Genomic DNA, 20,504 nt, shown 5'->3' with positions numbered 1-20,504 from the left:
TCTTATCATTGCACATTAAAAGTTAGTTTTCTATTCGGATCAGATTTCCTGATTAATGAACCGGAAAAAATATTATAATGCAAACCATCGAGCGGTTTGTCTTGGTATCTGTTTTTATCTGCATATATATAGTTATCCCGGTAGTCGTCTTTTTTCTCAGTAAATAACACGATATCCGCATCAAATTGGCTTTTAGACCCTCCCCGCATTTTCCCGTCTGTCGTTTGTTGAAAAATGACAATGAATATTTTCCCATTGTATTTTTTTCGCAAATCCTTATCAACTTCAAAACCTTTGCACATCTCCTGTACTTTAGTAAATGAATCGATAATAATTACATCGTTTTCCCGGATAAGTTTGTCCAGATCTGACATTGTTTTTATTTCCGGAGCAACAATGCTCTGCAAAGCTCGGTTGTTAAGGTACTGAGTTGCTTTGTCAAGGTATAATTTACTCTCCGGATGCTCCTCAATAGAAGCATGACCGATTTTATAGTTTTGCCCGAAAGCATTCATAAGTTGGAAACAATGCCGGGTTTTCATCGATCCTTGTCCACCGGTAAGGGAAATAACAACCGATTCTTTTTGCTTTTTTTCAATATTCCCCAAGTACTCGGCAATATCGTGATCGGCTATATTGTAATACTCTACATTTTCCGGCTTATTGGCCAAGCGATAAGCTAATGAATTAGGATTGCTGTGAACTTCCGGACTGTTTAAACCGGTTGGTTTTGCTTTCCGGATTGTTCTTTGCAAAGGTTTTGTAACAGGCTTTTGTTTTGAGGCTGGATTACGCTTAACCGTTGCTGGTTTTGTTTTTTTCTTTGCCGGCGGATTTTCTTTGATTTGATTTGTGATTTTAATTACAAATCGATCGATACCTGGATTGTTTTTCAGCATACCGGATAATCGGGAGATCACTTCAGTACTCTTTTCTTTCCGGGCGCGCCCGATCAAGCCGGTTAAATACTTTCGGGAAACCTCTTTACCGGTAAGGCTGTTAAATTCTGTTGTCGCACTCATATTCGTTAGTCTTGGGTTATTAAGTATTCTTTACCTAATACATCTACTGTGGCGTTTACCTTCAACAACGATAAATTGAAATCGGTGATTTGTAATACTATGTTAGGCATTGCTGTCAGAGGAATTTCGACCGGTATATCATGTACAATCAATGAATTGTAGGCCGGTATTGAAATTGACGTCAAGTACGGATAAGCACTCGCTACATATTTTCCATCATAGTAAATGTCTAAACGTTTTAAAGTCACAACGTACCCGTTTAAAGAAAGGTCTTCATTTGATCCGTTTGTAAAGGTTATATCTAATTTAAAAAACAAGCGTTTCCAATTAATGTCGATGTTTTTTGGTAATGATGGGATGATATCTATTTTCGAAAAAACCTTAGTTAAGTTTTTAGCTTTATTCCACCCCATAAGAGCAAGCCCAACGATAATAACACCTCCGGTGATTAATATTTTTTTTGCAGTTCCCATTATACAAACATATTAGTAGGATTAATTAAGTTCCCTTTTGAATCACGTACCTCAATATGAACATGAGGTGTCATTCCATTGCCATATTTAGCAGCAATGTTTTGCGCTTTTCCGATCGTTTGTCCGGCGGTAACTTTAGTATTAGCTAAAACTGTAGTGTTCATATAGAATATCATAACAGTATATTCGCTGTTTTTAATCTCAATACCTTTGTAATTAAAATCTCCTTTGTAGGGATAAGGAAAGCGAGTTATGGTACCAGAAATCGGAGATACAATATTTTGCCCAGGCGTAACCACCACATCAACTCCGTTATGCGTGCGACCTCCGCGGGATGCCCCGAAAGAACCACAACCATGAGCGTCACAACCTCTTATTTTTTGATTTGGCACGATGGCCGCGAATGCTTTTTTTGTCATAGTTAATAGTATTGCTAAACCAGTTATTGTAATTCCCCATAATACCGGGGCTATGTAGTTGTTTTTTTTCTGAACGTCCATAATAAGATCATATAAATCAAAACGGCTATCGATAACCAAGCGAACAATCTGTCATACCACGGAATTTTAACCGATTCTGTTTTTTCGGTTTTCGTTTGTTCGCTTGCGATTTTTTGGTAGTTCTCAATTACCGTCTGTTGCAATTGGATAACCTTAACCAAATCATCTATTACGCAAACGGCTTCGATATTTTCTCCGGACTTTTGAAGAATCACCCGCCCGCGATCGGTGGTTGTTTCGACTGGTTGGCCGTTGTCAAGCTGCGCGGCCGGAACTGACACTTTTAATGTTGTACCCGGAATTACAATTAATGAATCTTTCGAAACGATTATTTTTTTATGTACAATGGTATCGGTGATTTTGGATATATCGGTGATTTCCGTTTTTTTTCGGGTGGAGCCACACGATACTAAACTGATTAGCCCGGCGATCATTACTACCCAAAAAATTAACCCAATAATCAATTTACTTTTGGCAATGCTTACATCGTTTTTCATAGTCCGCAATTTGTGATTTTAATGATTTTATTTCTTCTGCTTGTTTGGAAATCAACGTTTGCATTTCTTCAAATTTTCGATCGGTTTGTTCGGTAAACTTGTCGTAAACGACTTGCATATTTTCCAACGCAACGGCTTCGGCTTTTTTCACATCTGATTTCCGGCTTTTCCAAGCAATGTAAATGGAAACAAATGTTGTTGAGCCAAAAAACAATGTTAAAAACTGCATAATGTGTTCTATTGGCATTTTTTGTTTATGGTATTTGGTTGATATTTAATTTATTCAGTCTGCACTATCCAACCTCTAGTAAGCAAGGTGTTTTTGTGGCCTTGACCGGAAGTACCAGGTGGGGAATTATTCCCATTCAACCTGGCATAGCCGTTTGTTAGTCCATAACCAACTAACATGCTTAATACACCGTCAATGCTTGACTGCTCGAGACTACAGTCTGCTAAATTCAAGTAGATTGTTTTTGCCGGTAGCGATAAATAATCAAACACGATGAAGGGACTTCCGTGAAAATTTAGTTGCTCACAGTTTCTCAATAATCCCAGGCCTGAAATTTTAGTCAATCTTTGATAGGGCTCCTTAGCTTCTAAACCAATGGATAATGAGTTAACTCTTTGACTATTGGTAATCTGCAAGGCAGCATTATACCTTTCTACCGACAGATCGTAATTATGTTCTAACCGAACAAAATCATTATTATTGACTAAATCCGTTTGACCGTCACCCCAGTCGATTACAGCAGACATTGTTTGCCCCCGGTAATTCTCAAACATGATCCGTTGCCATTGGTAACCTTCAACCGGTTCGAATTCAAGTTGCAACTCAGCAACTTCAACCGGTTCTTTCACAACGGACAGGTGATAATCTCCTGAATCATTAATAAGATACGGATCACCCTCGTGTAACCCACCATCGATTGCGGCAGTATTACCGGAAAAAACCGGTAGCGATGAAAAATCGGGAAAATCAGAACTGATATCCGAACGGTAAATAAGCACTAAATCTTCGTCGTTTAGCTGGTTAAATTCACTTCCGTAAATTCCAGGTTCACCTGCAAACATGTACAGGTAATCAACACCGTCTTGACGGGTTTTGATTAAATAAACCCTGTCTTGGCGGGACATATTGAATTGAGTTATGGAATTATTGATAACATCATACACGCTTTCCGAAATCACGCCTAAATTATACGTAACAGAGTTGTCTTGTTGAACTTCCGCCACAGTTGCTGATTCGCGCGAATTAAGTGGTAAATAATTCCACTCAGTCTCATCACCAACACTCTCGTAATAACCTGGATCCAAATCCAAAAATCGACTTTCTGTAATTATCCGGAATGACGAATCATTTGCGTTCGCTTTTTTTATATAGCACGTTAAAATGATTATATCATCGGGACGAACCTCGATAGATAACGCATTAAGCAAAGATTGAGGTGTTAAATTTCGCCCTCGCTGACTGAAAGCCGTGCCGATCACTATTTCACGCGGTTTTTGAAAAACGCCTCCTGTCTCTTCAGGGATAATAACACCTATCATTCTTTTTGGGATTTGAAAATTTTATATATTGAAAAACAAGCGATTCCAGTTAATGCAATCGGAATTATTATTGTCAAACTTTTTTTTTTGGAGCCGGAAGCTTAACATTAGCCAAGTTTAAACCTGATATCGCAAAAGCGTCCTCGTAATCTTGCGTAGTCACATACCCTGCATAATTACTCCCAATCTCAACCGCCACAATCGCTTTAGCCAGCTTCAATAAAAAAGCTTTATTAAGCGTGGTAATCGCTTGGTTTACGCCAATTCCCATTGTATTAGAAACAGTTTGAATGTAGCTTGCCGTATTGTTCTCATGAGGTGGTGAGTACTTATTGATAATTAGCGAAATCGTTGTTAATCCGCGGCTCATATCGGTAACTAATTGCTTTAATAGCGCACGAACCCCGTATCTCAATTCGTAGAATTGTTCGAATGTTCCCGGATTTTGAGATACTGGTATTTTTCCATCCCATGCGATGCTTGTTTTCACAATATTACCAGGATTGTTGTTTCTTAACCCTAAAGGCAATCCGGATTGATTTAAATAACTCTTAGCCATTATACTTCAACTTCTTTTGGTTTAACTTCTTTTTTTTGCGGTTCAGAATTATTGCCGGTGGCTAACAAAACCAACGCGGCAATACCGGTTACGGCCGCAATACCAATCATCCAGTAAACAGGTTTATAATCCGGCCTGATCTTAATCTGTGCCCCCGGGTCACTGGGGTCAAGCTGTAGCCAGGTTGTTTGTCCGGTGACTTCAGCTGCTGTTTTTTCAACCGGCAATGTCAGACCGTAAAAATCGAACGAAAGAACACTGTTAAAATCAGGAACGTTTATCGAAAAAGTCCCGTCTATATTAGTAGTAGCGGTTTGTCCTGTTTCTTTTACAGTAACCGTACCACCATACACGCTCTTACCATCGTCTTTTAAAAAAACTATTCCTGATATGATCATATTATAATTGACTTAGCGTTATTTGTGTTACTCCTTTTACAGTCTTTAGACGAGAAAGGGTTAAGGGTCCGAATATTCCATCGACTGCCAAACCTCCCAATCGTCTTTGTAACTCCTTCACTTCTTCGCCGCGAACACCGGATTTTAAAACTTTATTATAATCCAATTGTACCACTGGCGGAAGCGTATCGTTTTCAGTTGATGGCGTTTTGCTCTTCGAGTACATATAATACCCCAAGCCAAGCACAGCACATGTACCGAGAAAAATGTATATTCCTTTACTCATGTTATAGATAGTTAGGGTATTTTTTTTTCAATAAAATATAGTCCTCGTACTCGAGTTCAGTTTCTAGCCATGTCCTAAGCGGTAAAAGCGGCAGACTGGCAAACGGATTCCAGTTGACCTGATTGCCGTATAGTGTATTATACGATCTACGCCCAAACTTGTCAGAAACTTGCTTGAATTGCGCTTCGGTTTTAACCGGCTCTAAAGCTTTAAAAATTTGATCGCGTTCATTAGGATTCAAAAATGAAGCATAACCCGCGCCTTCCATTGCCCTGTATAAATCATCAGCTATACGGGCCGCGTTAAATGTTTGGGTTGGCACATTTGGTGAGGTCACCGTACCGTTACCCGTTGGGTCTATAGCCGCACCTTTATCACCTGCTGGCTTTATTACTTTATTGTAAAAAAAATACCCAGCCACTCCTGCTACAACAACCCCGAAGCCGATTAAAGCGTATTTTTTTTGTGTTTGTGTTATTTGCATACCTTTGTTTTTTTAGAAAAAACCGCCCATTATCCCTCTTAGATAACTTAATTCAGTTCCGTCAAATTCATCTACTATCCATTCGGTTAAAGTCATGTTTTTTGAAAACGGCATTACCCCTTGACGCTTACCGAATGCATTATAGACTTTAACAAACGCGTTGTAATTCAGTCCAATTAATTGATCGGCAACCGCATTAATGTCGTTGCCGGCTCCAAGCATTGCTTGAAAAAGAGCGTTCGCTCTTGTGGAAGCTTCAGCATCAGTGATATTAGCGTTAGGATATCCGGATTTTGTATCCCATTTTTCAAAACGGGTGGTGAAAGCTCGGTAAATCAGATAACCACCAAGCGCGCTTAAACCAACTATCACACCGGTTTTAATAAGCCATGGTAACACGTCAAAACTTTTTTCAAGCGCTTTGACTCTTAGATCCGAGTTTCTCGATGATGATTCAGACTTACTTCCGGTTGAACTGTATGCGACAACATCTTCAGTATCAACCGGTGAGTTAAGCCCGGTATTTTTTTTTAGATTCATTGCTAAAACATCATTTTTAGCATCGTCCATTTGCTTTTTAATGCCGTAAGGGCTTTCGGGTTTTCCGCAATCTGGAACAATCTGTCCAAATCATCAGCCGGCAGCTGGGCGATTACTGTTAATTTCTTTTCTATGGCTTTTAGGTCAACTGGATTAGTTGCCTGTGTTTGTATCGTTATCTGCATTGTTTTGTGTATGTGTAGTTATTAAACTGTTTAACTGATCGTAGAAACCAGGTGATGTATTGATTAAATTACACACACCGGTAATAAAGCGTAAAAAATCCGGCGATTGACTAGCTAAATAAGCTAACTCCGGTGATTGATTAAGAACAGCCTGTTGCTGATTGTATTCCGGAGCGTTTAAACCAGTAGGAGCCGCAGCACCGCCACCGATAAACTTACCGATCACGGGACCCAAAATTTCGCCAAGTCCCAAAAGGAGTTCCTTATTACCGCTAGCTTTAGCGGTGTCGTACTCTTTTTTGAGACGTTCTTCTTTTAACTCCTGATTCTCTCCCTTTAACCTTTCGTTTTCCTTTTTTAAGAATTCGTTTTCGGTTTCAAGACGTGTTTTATCATTAGCCGCCACATGTAGCCCGACATATTCCGGAAAACCAAGTCCAAAAGGACCGTTTAAAACCGGTGGTGCTGGTTGAGGGTATGAAATAGCGGTGTTTTGTTGCAAAGGTTCCGGCGCGTGTTGCAAAGCCTTTGCAATTTTTTCCAACTCTCTTTGATAATGTTGATTATCATCACTGATACTAAAAACAATTGGTTCACCTTTAAAAACGTATGTTGATCCGTTTTTACGTTTGGGATGTACTGTGATTCGGTTAATTCCTTTTGAAATCAAATACTTAAAAAAGCCTTCAACGCTTTCAAAGTCTGAAATCAATTTTTGGCCAGTCAGATTATTTCCCAACTCTGCATTAGTATCTGTATTAACTACCTTTACGGCGTAATATTGGTCAGTTTCGAGGTTGTGAATTATATCTAACATTTGCTGTTCTTTTTGTTGTCGCATTTTAACAGTTTATAATTGATCGGTAATCGATATACACCAAACCGCCTTTACCGCTTTCGAATTCGATAGTAAAATCAAGGTCGGTCTGACTTCCGTCTCCATCTATTCTAAAACAGGCCGGATTAGCTCCGGACAATGCCGGTAAGGTTCTTCCGAAAACTTCAATATCATAATTTCCCCAGTTGGAAATTGTTAGACTGGTAACTCCTTTTAAAGAGAATCTCTCATTTCGGGTTACCGCGCGATAATTGTAGCCTGTTTTGATCATAGATTAATAACATTCGTTTTGTTTGTAGATAAAAATTGCCTGCCCGACAAAATCAGTTGCAAGAGCCTCGGCCAGTTTAATTTCAAGGGTATAGGTTTTACCAAACGGGTTCATTGGAATTGGTTTCATTCCTTGCTCGTAATTCGCATTCCTTGATCTGTAATTGGCTATGTGTTGCATTTTTGAAATCTCAACACCTGCATCGTTTTTGATAGCCGCCTGGATATAATTATTGTCACGATCATTGTGAAAAATAACAGTGCCTAACATGGTTCCTTCAGGTAAAACCTGTCTAAAAGCATCGAATGTTTGACCTGCAGGAATATTGAAATAAATTACTTCTTCTTTAGTCATAGTTTAAGTTTTTTGTTTTAAAAGCCCTGAAAAAACAGGGCTTTTACATTAACCAATCAAATTATAATTATGAAAAACTACGATGTAAAGATTTGAATACATCTCGCTTCAATTCTGATTAAAGCCGATGTTAAGGTATTCGACACAGTTTGACCTTTAGGGAAATTCCAGGTGAATCCATATACAGTTTCCGGCATGATGATTGGTGCGGTAACAATATCGCGGAAGTCATCATCATTACTGGATGATTGGCCTTCATTATGAAAATCGGTTACCGGCATGTCAACCAAAATACCATCCTGATGAATTCTAAGTTCTGAATTTTTAGACACCGGATCTAGTTCTGATTTCCATTTGGCTTTACCGAACTCCGTGGCCGTATCTTCTCCCAATACACGCAAACTGTCAATAACCAAGTAACGTCCTTTATTCAGGGTATTACCGTCAAAGTTGGTTGTACCTTCGATCTTTTTTGTATCGGCATCGATAAGCTCTAAAATGTTGCTTTTCCCTTTTGCATCAAAAACAAAATACATTGTCTTATCAGTAAATCTTGCATTACGTACGTCAATTCCTTTTGATTGCGCTACAGCAATTGCTCTGTTTAATGCTGCTTGTCTGTCTTGTCCCATGATATATTTTTAATTTTTTATTTAGTTGATATTTGATTTAGGATGCGATGGCTGTTTGCCATGCGTTCTCATTAACTTGTAATAATGGATTACTACTATTTTTACCTAACATCGCATCGCGATAGGCAACTCTTTCAGCCATTGTCATGCCCTCCATAGGATCAATGATCGGTTGAGCTAATGCTGGATAATAGCGTTGCTCTGCCGGGGAGTTACAAGGACATCCAAGACCTAAGCCTGATCTAAGCACACGTGAAGCAGCGGTATTGGTAGTAAGTAAATCGTTTCGTTTTGTGTATGTTGCCGCAAAGTCAATTGCGTTTACAACAGCCATACCTACACCAGCACCTTTTGTGATATGCGCCCCTGAATCGTTTCCAGATGTGGCAGCGACTAAACTTAGCCCTAAGACAACGGCCAAACCTTGACCAAGCATTTTAGCATTTAACTCTTTTTTAGTCGGCGCGAGTTCGATAGCCGGCTTTGTTGCCGCATCGATAATTGCGCGAGAACCAAATCCCGATGCAACACCTGCCCCAACGGATGCGAATGATGTTCCGATATCACCGCCTGATGGTTTTTTAAACTTCATTTTATTAAGATTTAAGTTGTTTAACTTCTTTTTTGTTTGGTATTTTTATTTGTTGCTTTTTTCTCCGGAGTAAAAATTTTATACAGAATAAATCCGGCCGCTACAACACCTAGTCCCTTTAGTAAAACATTCTTCTTTTTACCAGGCGTTGCAACATTTGTTGGATTTGTTGCAACAGGCGTTGTCGGGTCTGTTTTTATCGGATCACTATCGGCAACGTCTTTAATTGCAGATGATGGATCAGGATTAAAAACCAGGTTAGGCAAAGTCGGTATTACCAACTCCGGATTAACTGTACCGGTTTTTACGTTTGTTGAGACCTGTGGAGTGACAAAGCTCACAACGGATGAATTAGCTGTAATTCCATTAGTGTTAACCGAATTCATAGCAATGTTTTTATTGTTGATACTGATAGGTACTGGAATCAATGTTGTTTGCAACTCTACAACCATCCTAATTTGATTTGTCAGCTCGTTTACAAACTGTTTTCGCGCTGCGGTTTGGTTTATCGTCATTCCGGACGAACCGGCTGAAAAATGCGCCTGAATCGCTCCAAGCTGTCTGTACATATCATTGATCAAATCAATCTTCGATTGTACTGTGGATTGATCACTTGAGGCGCGAGCAAACTGCTCTAGCTTTGGCTTTAATTGCACAAGAAAATTATCTGCCCAATTATTCAACTGCTGCTCTTCTGTTGTGTTTAACTCAACATGAGTAGAGGCAGTTTTTAAACCTATAGATCCAAGCAAATCAGCAGCCACTTCTAGACCTGCGGAAACGTTTCCGAAAAAGAATCTCAGAAAAGGACTATCATTAATTAATGAAGAAACTCTTCTAAATTGCCTAGACAACCATCCCCCTCCCACATTAGTACCTCCGCCAGCTAACTTACTTTGCTCCATTTGGCTTTGATTTTTTCATTTGTTTGGAAATAAGCACCGCTCCGCCAACAAAAGTGACTGCAATTGCCGTCCAGCCTAACATACTAAAACCTTTGTTGTCGTTGTCGCTGCCCGGTGCAACAGTTCCGGGTATTTGCGAGCCGCCCGCAGACGGGTCCTGAGTATAACTACCGCCTGGCATTGATGTGTTGCCGGCTGGCGGTGTTGTTGTTCCAAAGGTTGCAGCCACATTTTGCAACTGTTGCAAAAACGTTGGTGCAGCTGGCGCGGCAGTACCGTTGTTAATCGATGCGATTAAATCCGGTGTGATTTCAAATTTTGGAACAATTGTAATTCCGGGCTTGATCATGTATGTATATGAATCAACGGTTTTGCATCCATCCGGACCGATGTCCGAAAAAAACATTGCCGCATACTCATCAGGCAGAACATCGTAAGCACATGCGGTTACTTTGGTTGCTCCTGAGAGTGTTTTTATATAATACTTGTCGATATAGGCAGCCAGCAAAGTATTTACTTTGTTATTGAAATCAACATGCACTTGCTGTGTGATTCGGATACTATCATCCGTACAAACATTCCAGTTGTTGCCCATAAAAATGTTTTGAAGTTTTTCCCAGCAAGCATGTGGCCATGCCATAGCGTAGGCAACTGCTTTGGATAACTTCGCCATATCTTTTGTTGCAACGGCGATATTTACATCGTTGTAAATTTTCTCGTATTTTTTTATGATGCCCGGGATTTTTTGTTGCACGTCGCTTGCGTTGTAGGCGGAACCGCCCCAGCACGACATCCCGGAAAAAACACTTCCGAAATTGAAACTTTTAATATCTCCAAGAGAGATACCGAGGCCTCCGGGACCCGGGCGTGCGACGCCATTTAAACCAGTGTGTGGAAATGTTTCCATAAATAAATCTTTTGGTTCAGTGAATAATGGTTCTTTATTGTAAATTGTTGTCGCATCAAGTGTGTAATACCCGTTTGTTAATTTGCCTGTTTTTTGACAGGCAGGAACAATCAGATATACGTGTGTGTAATCATTAGGGTACTTACTTGCCGGTTGTTTGATTCGTCTGATATAATGCTTAATGCCCAGGTTAAGCAAGATTGACGAACAAACAATCGAATAACTTTTGCAATCCATGCCCTTTGCACGGGAAAACCATGCGCAAGCCGGAGATTTTAATAATTGTTCTGTACTGTCTCTTTTATACTGAAAGTGACTGTACACCCAGTAATGAACCGTTGCAACAGTTTGTTGCAAGTTTTGTTGCAAAAGGAGAGGGGCGACTTTTTCCATTTGCCTGAAATGTTTTTTTATCCAGGCAGCCATTTGGTCAACGCTATAAGCAGTAGTGCCGGAACCGAGATCAGTTGCTTCGCAAAATCTCAACGGTATTAAATGATCGTATTGACTCCCGTTCTGTAATGGCCTGTACAAGTTATCGCTCACCTCTTTTTTTCTCCTTAATGATTACATTGCAAAGTTGCATCAGGTTGAATTAGGCTTGTCACGATACGTCAGGTTACGTCACGTTATGTCACGATACGTCACGTTACGTCAGGTTAGAGCATGTTTTTATAACTTTCAGACACGGTATTGTTATAAAAAAAAATAAAGGTTAATTGCAACAATTGTTGCAATTAACCTTTGAAGTATGAAAAAAGCGGCTATTTAGCCGCTTTTTAAAGTAAGTAGTGTTTATTGATTTCTTCCATTATCAAATCAATGGTTTCTTTATTTGGGTTTACCAAATCATTATAGTGTAAATAAAGCTGATCTGTTAACCTTATCCGTGTACCGCCATTCTTTTTCTTTACCAATTCTCCGTTACTGGAATATCTAATTTTAATAGTCCTTACTTCTATGTCATTATAATCACAACCGATATAACTACAGCTGCAACCGGAATAAGATATAATGTAATAGATATTATACATTGCCGTTCGAAAAATAAAATATTGACTACCGTTACTCTGTTTAACCTCAGTGTTTATTATTTCCATCGTTTATTTTTTATTAAAACAATGCTTGCGGTTATAGTTGCAATTATTGTTGATATAACAGTAAACTTGATTATGATTGCCGAAAGTCTCTCGAACGGTGGGTCATTTAGTTGATTAAACCATAATTCAGTGTATAGAATTGTATAGCCCAGGCATAGGAAGTATATCATCTTAAAATATATATGGTCAATTATTTTTAATATCGTTTCTAGCATAACTAAATCTTTAGTGTTATTACTTATTTTTTTAAGTGTAAATACTTATTTCAACTTTACAATGGTTTATTGAAATTGCGGGTGAAATTTTAATAATCAGAACATGTTTAATTTTGAAGATTTTAATAAGTTAGAGTTAACTTACAAAGCTGCATTTTTAACTATAGTTTCGGCAATGCCTTCTTTTTTCGTATCGATCTATTTGTTTAAACCAAGCTTAATTGGTTTAGTAGGCGATAATCCGTTTAGCGATATTGATTTTTACTTTATCATATCACTTTGCTTTTGCCTTTCATTAACATGGTTCATGTTAACATTATTTTACACCCAACTTTTATTTGATTATTTAGATAAGACTGAAAACAACGGAAAGCCGTCTGAAATAAAAGATGTTTTTAGGGCAAATACTATTATTGCTGTTATTTATCTAAATATTTTAATACTTGTTAATTATATAATTAAGTATGATTTTATTTATTTTGTTATAGGCGCTTACTCATATATTTTATTTTTAGTATTAAAAATAATTATTGCTAAAATTTACTCATACCTTAGAAAAAAATAGGTTTAAGAAAAAGACAAACAATAAACTAGATAGGAAATCATACATCACACTTTCCAAGTTGACAGATGTTAACATTTTTGTTGTTTTTGACCAACCGAATAAAAGAACATACAAAACAAAGGGAATCCCAGCCCCTAAAAGAAGGCTTGAAAGAATTATTAAGACGTGTATCATTAGAAATTTATTGATTAACGATTGTTTCTTTTTTTGTACTTACATAAGTAAATCTTTCGTGCGCCTGTCTTTCAAACTCCTTTACCTTATCAAGACATTCGTCCTTATATAGTAATTCTCTACCAATCCTTGTTCTTGGAATGTCAAAAAGGGGAAACGAAAAGATTACAACTTCTCTAGTTAGGTAATAATACTTTTCATCTGATGTAATATGAGTGATAAGTTTTTTTTCCATGGTTACTTTTTTCTTTGTTGGCAAAACTTGCAGTTTTCTTTGTGAATAATATTTCCTCCTCTGCTAACATCATAAACGACGTATTCGCAACTATCAATTGTCACAGTTCTAATACTTGAAGAGAGGGTAACTTCATACTCTTTTTCATTAATATCGGATTGATTACACGATGCAAACACCATCGCAATTACCATTGTTGTAAAAAAGGTTGTTTTCATATTTTAAATATTTAGTTGATTTCGTTATTTTGAAAGTATATTGATATCGCTTACCGTTTAAAACCTCGTTAAAGTGCTTTATTTTAAGTTTTTCGCCGACAAGGGTTTCGTATTTACCGGCTCCGATCAGCCTTGAGCCTTTTTCGCCAGTTATTTCGTAGCTAATTAAAAAGTGACGGTTGATTTCCGTCCGTGTCGGACAGTCGGATTTAATAGCCGGCATGACCGAATATTTGTTTTAAAGCTGTGTCCGTAAGTTCTATTTTTGAATCATTTTCCTTTCCGGATCCTTGCAAAATATTAGCATGAACCGTATCTACTATCGTTAAAAAATCTACAAGTAAAGTATGATTAGGAAAAAATGGAATGGTTGTATTTCCATTGGTTAGACAAATTATTTCTCCGAAATAAAAGGACGCGAAACCAATTTTTGATTCCTCTTCGGTCGATATTCTGAAATCTTTAAATAATATTTTTTTCTCAGCAGCTTTATAATCTTCATAACTCCAACAAACACCTTCAAAACCATCCGATTCCATCATAATAGGTTTTGTTTGATAATCACCATTTTTATCAACCGGGAGGAACATTTCCAGCTTTAGTGGTTGTTTTAGAAACTTTGCATAATTACCGATCAATTCCCATTTTGCAACCTCTACACGGTTGAAGTCGCCAATCTCATTATTACACTTAAATGCAATGTAATTAAATATTCTAGGATACATTTCACATAGCTGTCTAATGGATCGGTTTTGAAAATAGGTTACAAAATCAGTCATAGAAACCAAATTGGTTAGAGGTTGGATTGTAGGGGTGTTTTCTTCTGTTTTCATGGTTTAAATTCGTTGTTATGTTTATAATAAGCGTGTTGCAAAATCACGTCTCGATAAGATTCGGTGCATGTTAGTTTTTTTGCTCCCATTTTTTTTAAAGCCTTTTCAGCTTTTTTCATTGCGATTTTCGAGTTAAAGTGTAAAGTGCTGCATTGGGAATTGAGAAAATCTTCGGTGTCCTGGTAGCTCACATTGAAAGCATAAATCATTTTCCATCTTTCAGATTCAGAAATAAGGAATTTTATTTCACTCGCTATTCTTGATACCCCTAAATGTTCTCTAAGCATTTCGGCTACGTTTCCAGCGCACTGATGTCCCCACTCTTTAGGCCATTCGATTTCTTCGACCATTTTGCGAGGGAAAACGATATAATATTTGCTTTTGAATCTCATCGTATTAGTCTTTTAGATTAATAAACTTTAATTGAAGGTCCTTGCAATCTTCAATAAAGCATTCTTTGCTTTTTTTATGTCTTTCGTAACCAATTCCTCTGGAGCCGATCCGATAATAATCATCCGGCTTTTTTATCTCCACGGAATCAAATATGATGCTTTCCGTATATCTTGGATATACAATCCACCCTAGTACTCTATATCCTGAGTTTATCAAGTTCCAAAGCATTTCGTAATCAGTAGATAAATTGTAACCTTTAATTTCTGGTATCATGGTTTCAATAATTTATTGTAAATAATTCAACTCCTTTGCAATGGTTTGGATTTCCTGCATATCCTTTTCGGAATAACCCCAGTGAGGACAAAATAAACCGCCATATCCGTGATTTCCGTTTGAATATTCACCCGTATATATGAAGTCTACAAAGTCGAGTACTAATGCTTTTAGTGTGCCTCCGTGATACCATTTAAAGTCGCTTAAAGGATTGGTCACAGACAAGCAAAATTTTCCAGTATGATCAGATTGTGAGATGTATTCACAGTTATACCACAGTTGCCCTTTTTCATCTACCGAGATAATCGCGATTTTGTCTTGGTGAGCAAAAAAGTTGCGACCACGTGTTGCGATTGCTTCAATGATTTTGTTTACGATATCGGCTCTGTGCAGCCATGCTTCGCGCATTGTTTTTGTGTTTTCTGTTTTCATGGTTTTAAGTTTTTAAAGGTTTTTCTTTTTTCTTCAGCAACTTCTTTTCGGTACTCGTTAAGTTTATACTGTAACTCTTCTGATAATTTGTAACCATCCGGTGTACCATTAGTGTCAATGAAAGTAATTACCTCTATCGTTCTAAGAGCGCGAGCAAAATGCGGTCTATCCGGAAAGGTGTTTTTCGGACGGTTTTCGCGGATAATCTCATTAATTTCGGCTCTTATTTCCCGTTCCGGCATCTGCGATGCGTATAACCGGTATAGTTGGGATTTTGTTCGGATATGGTATAATTCTTTCATTTTGGTGGTTAGTTGGATGGCTTGGTTAGTAGTTTATTTTCAATTGCTCATTATTGACGTTTAAGGATGTATAATAATTTGTGATCAATACCTCTGTTTTTCGATTATTAATATTCTGACGTTCTCCGATTTCAATGATATTTAAATCTCTTTTTTTTGCTTCTGTGAGTACAAATTCATGATCAAATTCACTCATAGCGCAATTAATTCCGGAATCAACCATTATATCAAGACAATCGAGTGTGTCTTGTTTTGTCCATTTTGGAACCTTATAAAAATTCTCTGTTTCCAGGTAGCAAGGGTCCATATAGATAAACGAATCTGATTTTCGCGTAACCGTACTACTGAATGATATTTTTTTTAATACTTCTCGGAAGTCTACATTCATTATTTTACAGTCCTGAAGAGAAAAAAAAACCGAATCAATGTTTTTTAAAATGTTTCTTTTTGAGTTGTCTATCCCATATCTAACCGTATAACCTTTTCCCATATAAGTGAAGTTGGATAAAAACAAAAATCGCACGGCTTTCATAACTTCATCAGTTTCTTGGTGTCTGTACCAATACTTCATTAAACCATCGCAAACCGGTACCTTTATTAATTCCTCAATCAATTGCTCTTTTTTATTTAAAACAGTCAAATACAGATTAACAACATCACCGTCCAAATCATTAAGTATTGAATATTTTGGTTTCGGCAGTGAAAAAAAAGAACCTCCCGCACCGAAAAACGGTTCAATACGTAGTTTGTGATCAGGAAAAAAAGGAGCAATCTTTTTCACTATTTTACGCTTATTACCAGGTCTTGTCAGGATCATGATTATAAATTGATTATCTGTTTATTTAGTCTCCCTGCTAAATCAAGAAGCAAGTAGCTTTCATACCCGTTTAACCCTGTATTAGCAGCTATTAGGTTAAGAAACAATTCCATGAGTACTATTGAAGTGCTAACCCGCATTATAATTTTGTTTCGATCAGAATTTTTAGTGTTTTCAATTTTTTTTCTCAAATCAAACCACAATTCTTGCAGTAGATCGATTTTTATCATATCATCCCAGAGATTTGAATTAAGGACTTGAATTTTTTCATTAACTCTATCTTGAATCAATTCCAAGTCTTTAATTGATAGATTTTCTAGTACAACTTTTTTCATAGTAACTGTAGTTTTTTAACACTATCTTATTTGATACTCCCGGATTAGTTCATTATTCCCAATGTTGTTGTAGAACTGGATCTTATTTACATATTTGATTTCCGGGCGAGCCTGGAACCTGTACAACATTCCGTTTATGATAACATCGTCAGATTTTTTATTTCCTCGAATTGGGGAATACCAAACAATGTTGTCCATTCCGTTAATGGTTAATGCAACCATTCTAATACGTGAATCTTCTTTACTTGCAAAGGCCATTGATTAATTATTGTTTTTAAGATTAGAACTTTGAATTTTCCACACCATCGATGAAAGATTATCAAGGAAAGCCGGGTATTTGTTTTGAACAAAGATGTACAGGTTCTCAACCGACACTCGACCTTTTAGATACATTTTGATTTTTGCCTCAACCGCTTTGGCCGCCGATAAGCTTTGTTTTCGGGTTTGTGTTTTATTTTCCGCTTTGCGCTGCTTCGCCGCGCGGTTTTCCATATATTTCAAATGGCGGTTCCAGGCTTTTGACGTGTAGCCAAAACCAACTTCTTTGCGATCGGTCCGTGATCTGTCGAAATAATCAGACGGGAATAGCGGGTTAAAATCCGGTTTAGACAGGAACCACTTACGAGCGTGGTTAATTCGCCAGCGGTATTCCTTCAGGTAATCAAACTGGTTTTGCTTTGAAAACGTGAATTTTCCATTCATAAACCAGCTATCATAAAACACATTGATTGTGTTTTTCCATGAGCCGACAAAAACTCGTTTGCCACGCCATATTTTTGCAGAAGTCTTTAAAAAGTCCTGAATTAGTAGCTGCTTAAATTCCTCAGTGGTTAATGTTCCTTCATAAGCTTCACGGAACAATACCCGGATATCGATCGGAGAGTAATCCCAGTGTTCTCCGCTGGCTAATTCTTCGGCTAATTGTTGCGGATGAACGATTAACCGCTGTAATTTTTCACTTACCGTCAGTTCTACCGAATCAACCGCATCAGTTTTAACAATTTTGGCCGCCCCCTCTGGTGAAATCTTTTGCATCTTGCGATCTGTGTTCCTGTAGAAAGTAGAATTAAAACTCGTGAGCGAGGAACCGAGCGAACTCCTTTTGGACAGAGAATTGTTTTCAACATTCTCTTTTATTTCACACTCATTTTTTTTAGTTCTTGTAGTCTCATTGAACTCAGCTAAGTTTTTCCTTTTTTTACTGCTAATCGATTGATTTTCAGTGTTGGCATTTTTTCCGGTTGCAAGGTCAATGATTTGTAATATTTCCGGGTTGAATTGGTGTAAAGTACCGCGGTAAAAACCTTGATAAACGTAGTCAACAAGTATTCCGGCTTCTTCAAGCCGCTTCCGGTGATTTATAACCGTTTTCTTGCACACATTGATGGCTTTAACTCCGTTTCGCATTAAGTTCGTTATTTGCAAGCTATTTATCTCTACAGGCGGAAGCGGCTTTTTGTACGCAATATCCATTTTCATGTGAATTGCATTTTTCTTGCTCAGCTGACCGTTGTATGCGTGTAGGAAATTCATGAAAAACATTTCCGTTGAATATTTGATTGTTTGTAAAGGCATCAGTTCAACGATGTTGCCGTATTCGTTGCAAAACTCCGTTGCAAGGGCATTGTACTGGCGCGCATTCATATCATTAAGCTGGTAGCGTTCTTTGATTTCGAGTGTTTTCTTGTCCAGGTAATTTACCCACTTGCCGTATTTAAGCATGAATGCGCGTCTAAATCCGGCTTGTACTGGGTTTAAGTCTTTGATATTGGTGAAAACCTCGGAATTATGGTTGGCGATGGCGATATTTTCCTCAACCACCTTTGCGTTGTAATCCGGAACAAAAAGTCTAAAATTATCCATTGTAGCGGCAATAGTTTCGGTAGTCATGGCCGGATAAACCGCCATTATACAGTTGTCTTTTTCCGGCTCAATGCTTAATGGTAAAGAATGTTGTTCGGTGTTGGTTTGATTTGTGGTACCGATACCTTTAATTAGGTCGAATACCTTATTATTTATGGATGGTTTCTCCATTATTTTTATTGTATTAAAGAAACTTTAGCTTTAAATGCTTTATATCCTGGCTTACTGGACTTGCTTTCCGATAAAATTTCAGAAATCAAGTAAATCCGATCTTGTCCCGATTTGTTTTTAAATCCTATTACGCGATCACCTGTATTTGCGGTGTTTTCTTCGGGTGTAATACAATTGATTATCGGTGATTTTTTAAATTCTCCTGATGATGTAGGCCACGCCATTAGGAAACAATTGTTGTTGTTTACAAATTCCATAACTAAAGATTTTAAACCAAAGAGTTGATATAGAAGAATGCGGTATTTATTCCTGTCATTATTCGGATCGAACAGATATGCTCTACAGGAATACATTTGAGAGTTGCTTTTAAGTCGAATTCTTCTATCTTTGTAAAAGAAATTTGGACAACCTTTTGATCAAAGGTATAGTCGTGCTTTACGCAGCCAACGACAAAATCTAGTTGCAACAGCTTTGCAACGGATTTATTAATAATTTCATCCATTTATTTGTCAATTATTTAGATGGTTAACCCTTAGCGAAGGAGTAGTGTCGGCGTCTAAACTTTCAGCTACTCCCAGCTTAGGGGAATTAAATACGCATTTTGCGCTCTGTGCGAGAATATCCGGCAACGAACCGGCTTGCAAGCCTTCTGCTTGTATTCTCAAAAAAACTTGAAACCGCTTTTAAAACATACGCAAGGAGAACCAAAACCTTGCGGTATTTGACTATGGATACTACCGAAATTAGTATTACTAGCAATGATTTTAATTTTAGGTTTACAGTTTGCACATCGCAAGCGTTGGCAATCCTTTGCATAGGTATTGCTGTTGGAATTGTTATTTCCAACAACCGAAATAAAATCTAATTTCAGAAAAGGGTAGTTTCTATCCTTTTCAAGCGGTTCCAAGATTTCAATTAACGTTTTTCTGCCTTATTTATAAATGATATTAAAAGCTTTTCGATAACATTTTCTACTGTCCATCCTGCGGCTTCCACTTGGCAGATTTTTTTTACTTTGACTTTTTTCTTAGTCGGTTTATTGATCGGCTCAACTTGCATCATACCGCACAATCTCGCTAACTCTTCCGGAGTTAGAGCCTGTACAATATTATATGCCGTTTCTGCCTGTATCATTTTATTTTAATAGTCGTTTTTTTTCTTTTTCCGTTTTTTTCTTCGCTTCAACTGTTTCATAAACCAGCTTTGCAATTTCCAGTTCAACTCGTGAGTTTTCTATTTTTCCGGTTACAATTTTCTGAATCGATTCCGGTGAGTAGGGATTACTCTTAGCATTGGTGATTTTCCTTTTGTTTAGGCGATCAATAATCACCGGGGAATACTTCGACCCAAGTACTTTTTTTATCTTTTGAGTTTCTTCTTTACTTATCATATCCTTATTGGCATAATAGTTGTCTTACAAAATCAATATGTTCAATTGAAACGCACTCTTTAATCCGGTGTTTTTCAACGGATTTTTGTTGCTTTTTTTCAAGCGGAAAAAAAAATTTTATTATTGGTACACTTTGGTACAAATAGCTTAATTTTATTTTCCGTTTTTTATCGGAATTGCAACAACCGCAATTCCGT

Annotated in this window: 35 protein-coding genes; 1 reads left to right on the top strand and 34 read right to left on the bottom strand. The window is 37.5% G+C overall.

Annotation, left to right across the window (positions count from 1 at the left end; genetic code table 11):
• Window positions 1–5: 5 nt before the first annotated feature.
• From NOX80_RS18470 to NOX80_RS18375, 20 genes are all read right to left on the bottom strand, one after another.
• Window positions 6–1,022, bottom strand: a complete 1,017-nt coding sequence (locus tag NOX80_RS18470; RefSeq protein ID WP_256551285.1) for a hypothetical protein — start codon at window positions 1,020–1,022, stop codon at window positions 6–8.
• A 5-nt stretch (window positions 1,023–1,027) separates the two neighbouring features.
• Window positions 1,028–1,495: a hypothetical protein gene (locus tag NOX80_RS18465; RefSeq protein WP_256551284.1), complete on the bottom strand. Its 468-nt coding sequence runs from the start codon at window positions 1,493–1,495 to the stop codon at window positions 1,028–1,030.
• On the bottom strand, window positions 1,495–1,995 hold the full coding sequence (locus NOX80_RS18460) for a M23 family metallopeptidase (protein ID WP_256551283.1): 501 nt from the start codon (window positions 1,993–1,995) through the stop codon (window positions 1,495–1,497). Before NOX80_RS18460 ends, NOX80_RS18465 begins: the two co-directional genes overlap by 1 nt.
• Window positions 1,965–2,492: a hypothetical protein gene (locus tag NOX80_RS18455; RefSeq protein ID WP_256551282.1), complete on the bottom strand. Its 528-nt coding sequence runs from the start codon at window positions 2,490–2,492 to the stop codon at window positions 1,965–1,967. Before NOX80_RS18455 ends, NOX80_RS18460 begins: the two co-directional genes overlap by 31 nt.
• Entirely contained in the window at window positions 2,461–2,739 is a 279-nt protein-coding gene (locus NOX80_RS18450; RefSeq protein ID WP_256551281.1) for a hypothetical protein, read from the bottom strand. The genes NOX80_RS18455 and NOX80_RS18450 overlap by 32 nt, the downstream gene beginning before the upstream one ends.
• Before the next feature lie 32 nt (window positions 2,740–2,771).
• Window positions 2,772–4,040, bottom strand: coding sequence for a hypothetical protein (locus tag NOX80_RS18445; protein ID WP_256551280.1), 1,269 nt, complete (start codon window positions 4,038–4,040; stop codon window positions 2,772–2,774).
• A gap of 73 nt (window positions 4,041–4,113) precedes the next feature.
• Window positions 4,114–4,599, bottom strand: a complete 486-nt coding sequence (locus NOX80_RS18440; protein ID WP_256551279.1) for a hypothetical protein — start codon at window positions 4,597–4,599, stop codon at window positions 4,114–4,116.
• The gene (locus NOX80_RS18435; RefSeq protein WP_256551278.1) at window positions 4,599–4,997 is read right to left on the bottom strand and encodes a carboxypeptidase-like regulatory domain-containing protein; all 399 of its coding nucleotides are present in this window, start codon (window positions 4,995–4,997) and stop codon (window positions 4,599–4,601) included. The genes NOX80_RS18440 and NOX80_RS18435 overlap by 1 nt, the downstream gene beginning before the upstream one ends.
• Before the next feature lies 1 nt (window position 4,998).
• Window positions 4,999–5,283, bottom strand: coding sequence for a peptidoglycan-binding domain-containing protein (locus NOX80_RS18430; protein WP_256551277.1), 285 nt, complete (start codon window positions 5,281–5,283; stop codon window positions 4,999–5,001).
• Window position 5,284: 1 nt separating this feature from the next.
• Window positions 5,285–5,767 (bottom strand): hypothetical protein, encoded by a 483-nt coding sequence (locus NOX80_RS18425; protein ID WP_256551276.1) that lies wholly within the window; start codon window positions 5,765–5,767, stop codon window positions 5,285–5,287.
• 12 nt (window positions 5,768–5,779) lie between these two features.
• Entirely contained in the window at window positions 5,780–6,337 is a 558-nt protein-coding gene (locus NOX80_RS18420) for a hypothetical protein (RefSeq protein WP_256551275.1), read from the bottom strand.
• The gene (locus tag NOX80_RS18415) at window positions 6,310–6,492 is read right to left on the bottom strand and encodes a hypothetical protein (protein ID WP_256551274.1); all 183 of its coding nucleotides are present in this window, start codon (window positions 6,490–6,492) and stop codon (window positions 6,310–6,312) included. The genes NOX80_RS18420 and NOX80_RS18415 overlap by 28 nt, the downstream gene beginning before the upstream one ends.
• Window positions 6,461–7,309 (bottom strand): bZIP transcription factor, encoded by an 849-nt coding sequence (locus tag NOX80_RS18410; protein ID WP_256551273.1) that lies wholly within the window; start codon window positions 7,307–7,309, stop codon window positions 6,461–6,463. The genes NOX80_RS18415 and NOX80_RS18410 overlap by 32 nt, the downstream gene beginning before the upstream one ends.
• A 25-nt stretch (window positions 7,310–7,334) precedes the next feature.
• Window positions 7,335–7,601, bottom strand: a complete 267-nt coding sequence (locus NOX80_RS18405; RefSeq protein WP_256551272.1) for a hypothetical protein — start codon at window positions 7,599–7,601, stop codon at window positions 7,335–7,337.
• A gap of 3 nt (window positions 7,602–7,604) precedes the next feature.
• Window positions 7,605–7,955: a hypothetical protein gene (locus NOX80_RS18400; protein WP_256551271.1), complete on the bottom strand. Its 351-nt coding sequence runs from the start codon at window positions 7,953–7,955 to the stop codon at window positions 7,605–7,607.
• 77 nt (window positions 7,956–8,032) lie between these two features.
• Window positions 8,033–8,587 carry a hypothetical protein gene (locus tag NOX80_RS18395; protein WP_256551270.1) on the bottom strand — a complete coding sequence of 185 codons (555 nt, stop codon included), beginning with the start codon at window positions 8,585–8,587 and terminating at the stop codon, window positions 8,033–8,035.
• A gap of 37 nt (window positions 8,588–8,624) precedes the next feature.
• Window positions 8,625–9,179, bottom strand: a complete 555-nt coding sequence (locus NOX80_RS18390) for a hypothetical protein (protein WP_256551269.1) — start codon at window positions 9,177–9,179, stop codon at window positions 8,625–8,627.
• A 20-nt stretch (window positions 9,180–9,199) separates the two neighbouring features.
• Window positions 9,200–10,084 (bottom strand): hypothetical protein, encoded by an 885-nt coding sequence (locus NOX80_RS18385; protein WP_256551268.1) that lies wholly within the window; start codon window positions 10,082–10,084, stop codon window positions 9,200–9,202.
• Entirely contained in the window at window positions 10,071–11,384 is a 1,314-nt protein-coding gene (locus NOX80_RS18380) for a hypothetical protein (protein ID WP_256551267.1), read from the bottom strand. The genes NOX80_RS18385 and NOX80_RS18380 overlap by 14 nt, the downstream gene beginning before the upstream one ends.
• A 386-nt stretch (window positions 11,385–11,770) precedes the next feature.
• Complete coding sequence (locus NOX80_RS18375) at window positions 11,771–12,091, bottom strand: hypothetical protein (protein ID WP_256551266.1); 321 nt, start codon at window positions 12,089–12,091, stop codon at window positions 11,771–11,773.
• 318 nt (window positions 12,092–12,409) lie between these two features.
• On the opposite strand from NOX80_RS18375, the gene NOX80_RS18370 reads away from it, so the two are divergent.
• Window positions 12,410–12,871 carry a hypothetical protein gene (locus NOX80_RS18370; RefSeq protein WP_256551265.1) on the top strand — a complete coding sequence of 154 codons (462 nt, stop codon included), beginning with the start codon at window positions 12,410–12,412 and terminating at the stop codon, window positions 12,869–12,871.
• A gap of 181 nt (window positions 12,872–13,052) precedes the next feature.
• Here the strand turns inward: NOX80_RS18370 and NOX80_RS18365 are convergent, their stop codons facing one another.
• The 14 genes from NOX80_RS18365 to NOX80_RS18300 form a co-directional block, all read right to left on the bottom strand.
• On the bottom strand, window positions 13,053–13,280 hold the full coding sequence (locus NOX80_RS18365; protein ID WP_256551264.1) for a hypothetical protein: 228 nt from the start codon (window positions 13,278–13,280) through the stop codon (window positions 13,053–13,055).
• A 2-nt stretch (window positions 13,281–13,282) separates the two neighbouring features.
• Window positions 13,283–13,498, bottom strand: coding sequence for a hypothetical protein (locus NOX80_RS18360; RefSeq protein ID WP_256551263.1), 216 nt, complete (start codon window positions 13,496–13,498; stop codon window positions 13,283–13,285).
• 209 nt (window positions 13,499–13,707) lie between these two features.
• Window positions 13,708–14,331, bottom strand: a complete 624-nt coding sequence (locus tag NOX80_RS18355; protein WP_256551262.1) for a hypothetical protein — start codon at window positions 14,329–14,331, stop codon at window positions 13,708–13,710.
• Window positions 14,328–14,723 carry a hypothetical protein gene (locus NOX80_RS18350; RefSeq protein ID WP_256551261.1) on the bottom strand — a complete coding sequence of 132 codons (396 nt, stop codon included), beginning with the start codon at window positions 14,721–14,723 and terminating at the stop codon, window positions 14,328–14,330. The genes NOX80_RS18355 and NOX80_RS18350 overlap by 4 nt, the downstream gene beginning before the upstream one ends.
• A 4-nt stretch (window positions 14,724–14,727) precedes the next feature.
• Entirely contained in the window at window positions 14,728–14,997 is a 270-nt protein-coding gene (locus NOX80_RS18345) for a hypothetical protein (protein ID WP_256551260.1), read from the bottom strand.
• Between the two features lie 12 nt (window positions 14,998–15,009).
• Window positions 15,010–15,429, bottom strand: a complete 420-nt coding sequence (locus NOX80_RS18340) for a hypothetical protein (RefSeq protein ID WP_256551259.1) — start codon at window positions 15,427–15,429, stop codon at window positions 15,010–15,012.
• Window positions 15,426–15,731, bottom strand: coding sequence for a hypothetical protein (locus tag NOX80_RS18335; RefSeq protein ID WP_256551258.1), 306 nt, complete (start codon window positions 15,729–15,731; stop codon window positions 15,426–15,428). Before NOX80_RS18335 ends, NOX80_RS18340 begins: the two co-directional genes overlap by 4 nt.
• Window positions 15,732–15,756: 25 nt before the next feature.
• Window positions 15,757–16,548 carry a DNA adenine methylase gene (locus NOX80_RS18330; RefSeq protein ID WP_256551257.1) on the bottom strand — a complete coding sequence of 264 codons (792 nt, stop codon included), beginning with the start codon at window positions 16,546–16,548 and terminating at the stop codon, window positions 15,757–15,759.
• Between the two features lie 2 nt (window positions 16,549–16,550).
• On the bottom strand, window positions 16,551–16,883 hold the full coding sequence (locus tag NOX80_RS18325) for a hypothetical protein (protein WP_256551256.1): 333 nt from the start codon (window positions 16,881–16,883) through the stop codon (window positions 16,551–16,553).
• Window positions 16,884–16,904: 21 nt separating this feature from the next.
• On the bottom strand, window positions 16,905–17,141 hold the full coding sequence (locus NOX80_RS18320) for a hypothetical protein (protein ID WP_256551255.1): 237 nt from the start codon (window positions 17,139–17,141) through the stop codon (window positions 16,905–16,907).
• Window positions 17,142–17,144: 3 nt separating this feature from the next.
• The gene (locus NOX80_RS18315) at window positions 17,145–18,791 is read right to left on the bottom strand and encodes a hypothetical protein (RefSeq protein ID WP_256551254.1); all 1,647 of its coding nucleotides are present in this window, start codon (window positions 18,789–18,791) and stop codon (window positions 17,145–17,147) included.
• Between the two features lie 131 nt (window positions 18,792–18,922).
• Window positions 18,923–19,174, bottom strand: a complete 252-nt coding sequence (locus NOX80_RS18310) for a hypothetical protein (protein WP_256551253.1) — start codon at window positions 19,172–19,174, stop codon at window positions 18,923–18,925.
• Between the two features lie 658 nt (window positions 19,175–19,832).
• Window positions 19,833–20,051: a hypothetical protein gene (locus NOX80_RS18305; RefSeq protein WP_256551252.1), complete on the bottom strand. Its 219-nt coding sequence runs from the start codon at window positions 20,049–20,051 to the stop codon at window positions 19,833–19,835.
• A 1-nt stretch (window position 20,052) separates the two neighbouring features.
• A complete protein-coding gene (locus NOX80_RS18300) occupies window positions 20,053–20,307 on the bottom strand; it encodes a hypothetical protein (RefSeq protein ID WP_256551251.1) in 255 nt (84 codons plus the stop codon).
• Window positions 20,308–20,504: the final 197 nt, after the last annotated feature.

The sequence above is a fragment of the Flavobacterium cerinum genome (assembly GCF_024496085.1).
GTDB lineage: Bacteria > Bacteroidota > Bacteroidia > Flavobacteriales > Flavobacteriaceae > Flavobacterium > Flavobacterium cerinum_A.
The sequence above is the reverse complement of the archived record's forward strand: the minus strand, read 5'-3'. Positions and strand labels throughout refer to the sequence as shown.

Coding starts and splice junctions, on each gene's coding strand:
- NOX80_RS18375 (WP_256551266.1), bottom strand. CDS start 12,091: ATGGAAATAATAAACACTGAGGTTAAACAGAGTAACGGTAGTCAATAT.
- NOX80_RS18400 (WP_256551271.1), bottom strand. CDS start 7,955: ATGACTAAAGAAGAAGTAATTTATTTCAATATTCCTGCAGGTCAAACA.
- NOX80_RS18355 (WP_256551262.1), bottom strand. CDS start 14,331: ATGAAAACAGAAGAAAACACCCCTACAATCCAACCTCTAACCAATTTG.
- NOX80_RS18410 (WP_256551273.1), bottom strand. CDS start 7,309: ATGTTAGATATAATTCACAACCTCGAAACTGACCAATATTACGCCGTA.
- NOX80_RS18385 (WP_256551268.1), bottom strand. CDS start 10,084: ATGGAGCAAAGTAAGTTAGCTGGCGGAGGTACTAATGTGGGAGGGGGA.
- NOX80_RS18460 (WP_256551283.1), bottom strand. CDS start 1,995: ATGGACGTTCAGAAAAAAAACAACTACATAGCCCCGGTATTATGGGGA.
- NOX80_RS18325 (WP_256551256.1), bottom strand. CDS start 16,883: ATGAAAAAAGTTGTACTAGAAAATCTATCAATTAAAGACTTGGAATTG.
- NOX80_RS18350 (WP_256551261.1), bottom strand. CDS start 14,723: ATGAGATTCAAAAGCAAATATTATATCGTTTTCCCTCGCAAAATGGTC.
- NOX80_RS18455 (WP_256551282.1), bottom strand. CDS start 2,492: ATGAAAAACGATGTAAGCATTGCCAAAAGTAAATTGATTATTGGGTTA.
- NOX80_RS18360 (WP_256551263.1), bottom strand. CDS start 13,498: ATGAAAACAACCTTTTTTACAACAATGGTAATTGCGATGGTGTTTGCA.
- NOX80_RS18450 (WP_256551281.1), bottom strand. CDS start 2,739: ATGCCAATAGAACACATTATGCAGTTTTTAACATTGTTTTTTGGCTCA.
- NOX80_RS18465 (WP_256551284.1), bottom strand. CDS start 1,495: ATGGGAACTGCAAAAAAAATATTAATCACCGGAGGTGTTATTATCGTT.
- NOX80_RS18415 (WP_256551274.1), bottom strand. CDS start 6,492: ATGCAGATAACGATACAAACACAGGCAACTAATCCAGTTGACCTAAAA.
- NOX80_RS18395 (WP_256551270.1), bottom strand. CDS start 8,587: ATGGGACAAGACAGACAAGCAGCATTAAACAGAGCAATTGCTGTAGCG.
- NOX80_RS18470 (WP_256551285.1), bottom strand. CDS start 1,022: ATGAGTGCGACAACAGAATTTAACAGCCTTACCGGTAAAGAGGTTTCC.
- NOX80_RS18420 (WP_256551275.1), bottom strand. CDS start 6,337: ATGGACGATGCTAAAAATGATGTTTTAGCAATGAATCTAAAAAAAAAT.
- NOX80_RS18440 (WP_256551279.1), bottom strand. CDS start 4,599: ATGGCTAAGAGTTATTTAAATCAATCCGGATTGCCTTTAGGGTTAAGA.
- NOX80_RS18405 (WP_256551272.1), bottom strand. CDS start 7,601: ATGATCAAAACAGGCTACAATTATCGCGCGGTAACCCGAAATGAGAGA.
- NOX80_RS18310 (WP_256551253.1), bottom strand. CDS start 19,174: ATGGAATTTGTAAACAACAACAATTGTTTCCTAATGGCGTGGCCTACA.
- NOX80_RS18390 (WP_256551269.1), bottom strand. CDS start 9,179: ATGAAGTTTAAAAAACCATCAGGCGGTGATATCGGAACATCATTCGCA.
- NOX80_RS18445 (WP_256551280.1), bottom strand. CDS start 4,040: ATGATAGGTGTTATTATCCCTGAAGAGACAGGAGGCGTTTTTCAAAAA.
- NOX80_RS18315 (WP_256551254.1), bottom strand. CDS start 18,791: ATGGCGGTTTATCCGGCCATGACTACCGAAACTATTGCCGCTACAATG.
- NOX80_RS18365 (WP_256551264.1), bottom strand. CDS start 13,280: ATGGAAAAAAAACTTATCACTCATATTACATCAGATGAAAAGTATTAT.
- NOX80_RS18330 (WP_256551257.1), bottom strand. CDS start 16,548: ATGATCCTGACAAGACCTGGTAATAAGCGTAAAATAGTGAAAAAGATT.
- NOX80_RS18435 (WP_256551278.1), bottom strand. CDS start 4,997: ATGATCATATCAGGAATAGTTTTTTTAAAAGACGATGGTAAGAGCGTG.
- NOX80_RS18370 (WP_256551265.1), top strand. CDS start 12,410: ATGTTTAATTTTGAAGATTTTAATAAGTTAGAGTTAACTTACAAAGCT.
- NOX80_RS18380 (WP_256551267.1), bottom strand. CDS start 11,384: ATGGAAAAAGTCGCCCCTCTCCTTTTGCAACAAAACTTGCAACAAACT.
- NOX80_RS18320 (WP_256551255.1), bottom strand. CDS start 17,141: ATGGCCTTTGCAAGTAAAGAAGATTCACGTATTAGAATGGTTGCATTA.
- NOX80_RS18425 (WP_256551276.1), bottom strand. CDS start 5,767: ATGCAAATAACACAAACACAAAAAAAATACGCTTTAATCGGCTTCGGG.
- NOX80_RS18345 (WP_256551260.1), bottom strand. CDS start 14,997: ATGATACCAGAAATTAAAGGTTACAATTTATCTACTGATTACGAAATG.
- NOX80_RS18305 (WP_256551252.1), bottom strand. CDS start 20,051: ATGATACAGGCAGAAACGGCATATAATATTGTACAGGCTCTAACTCCG.
- NOX80_RS18335 (WP_256551258.1), bottom strand. CDS start 15,731: ATGAAAGAATTATACCATATCCGAACAAAATCCCAACTATACCGGTTA.
- NOX80_RS18340 (WP_256551259.1), bottom strand. CDS start 15,429: ATGAAAACAGAAAACACAAAAACAATGCGCGAAGCATGGCTGCACAGA.
- NOX80_RS18430 (WP_256551277.1), bottom strand. CDS start 5,283: ATGAGTAAAGGAATATACATTTTTCTCGGTACATGTGCTGTGCTTGGC.
- NOX80_RS18300 (WP_256551251.1), bottom strand. CDS start 20,307: ATGATAAGTAAAGAAGAAACTCAAAAGATAAAAAAAGTACTTGGGTCG.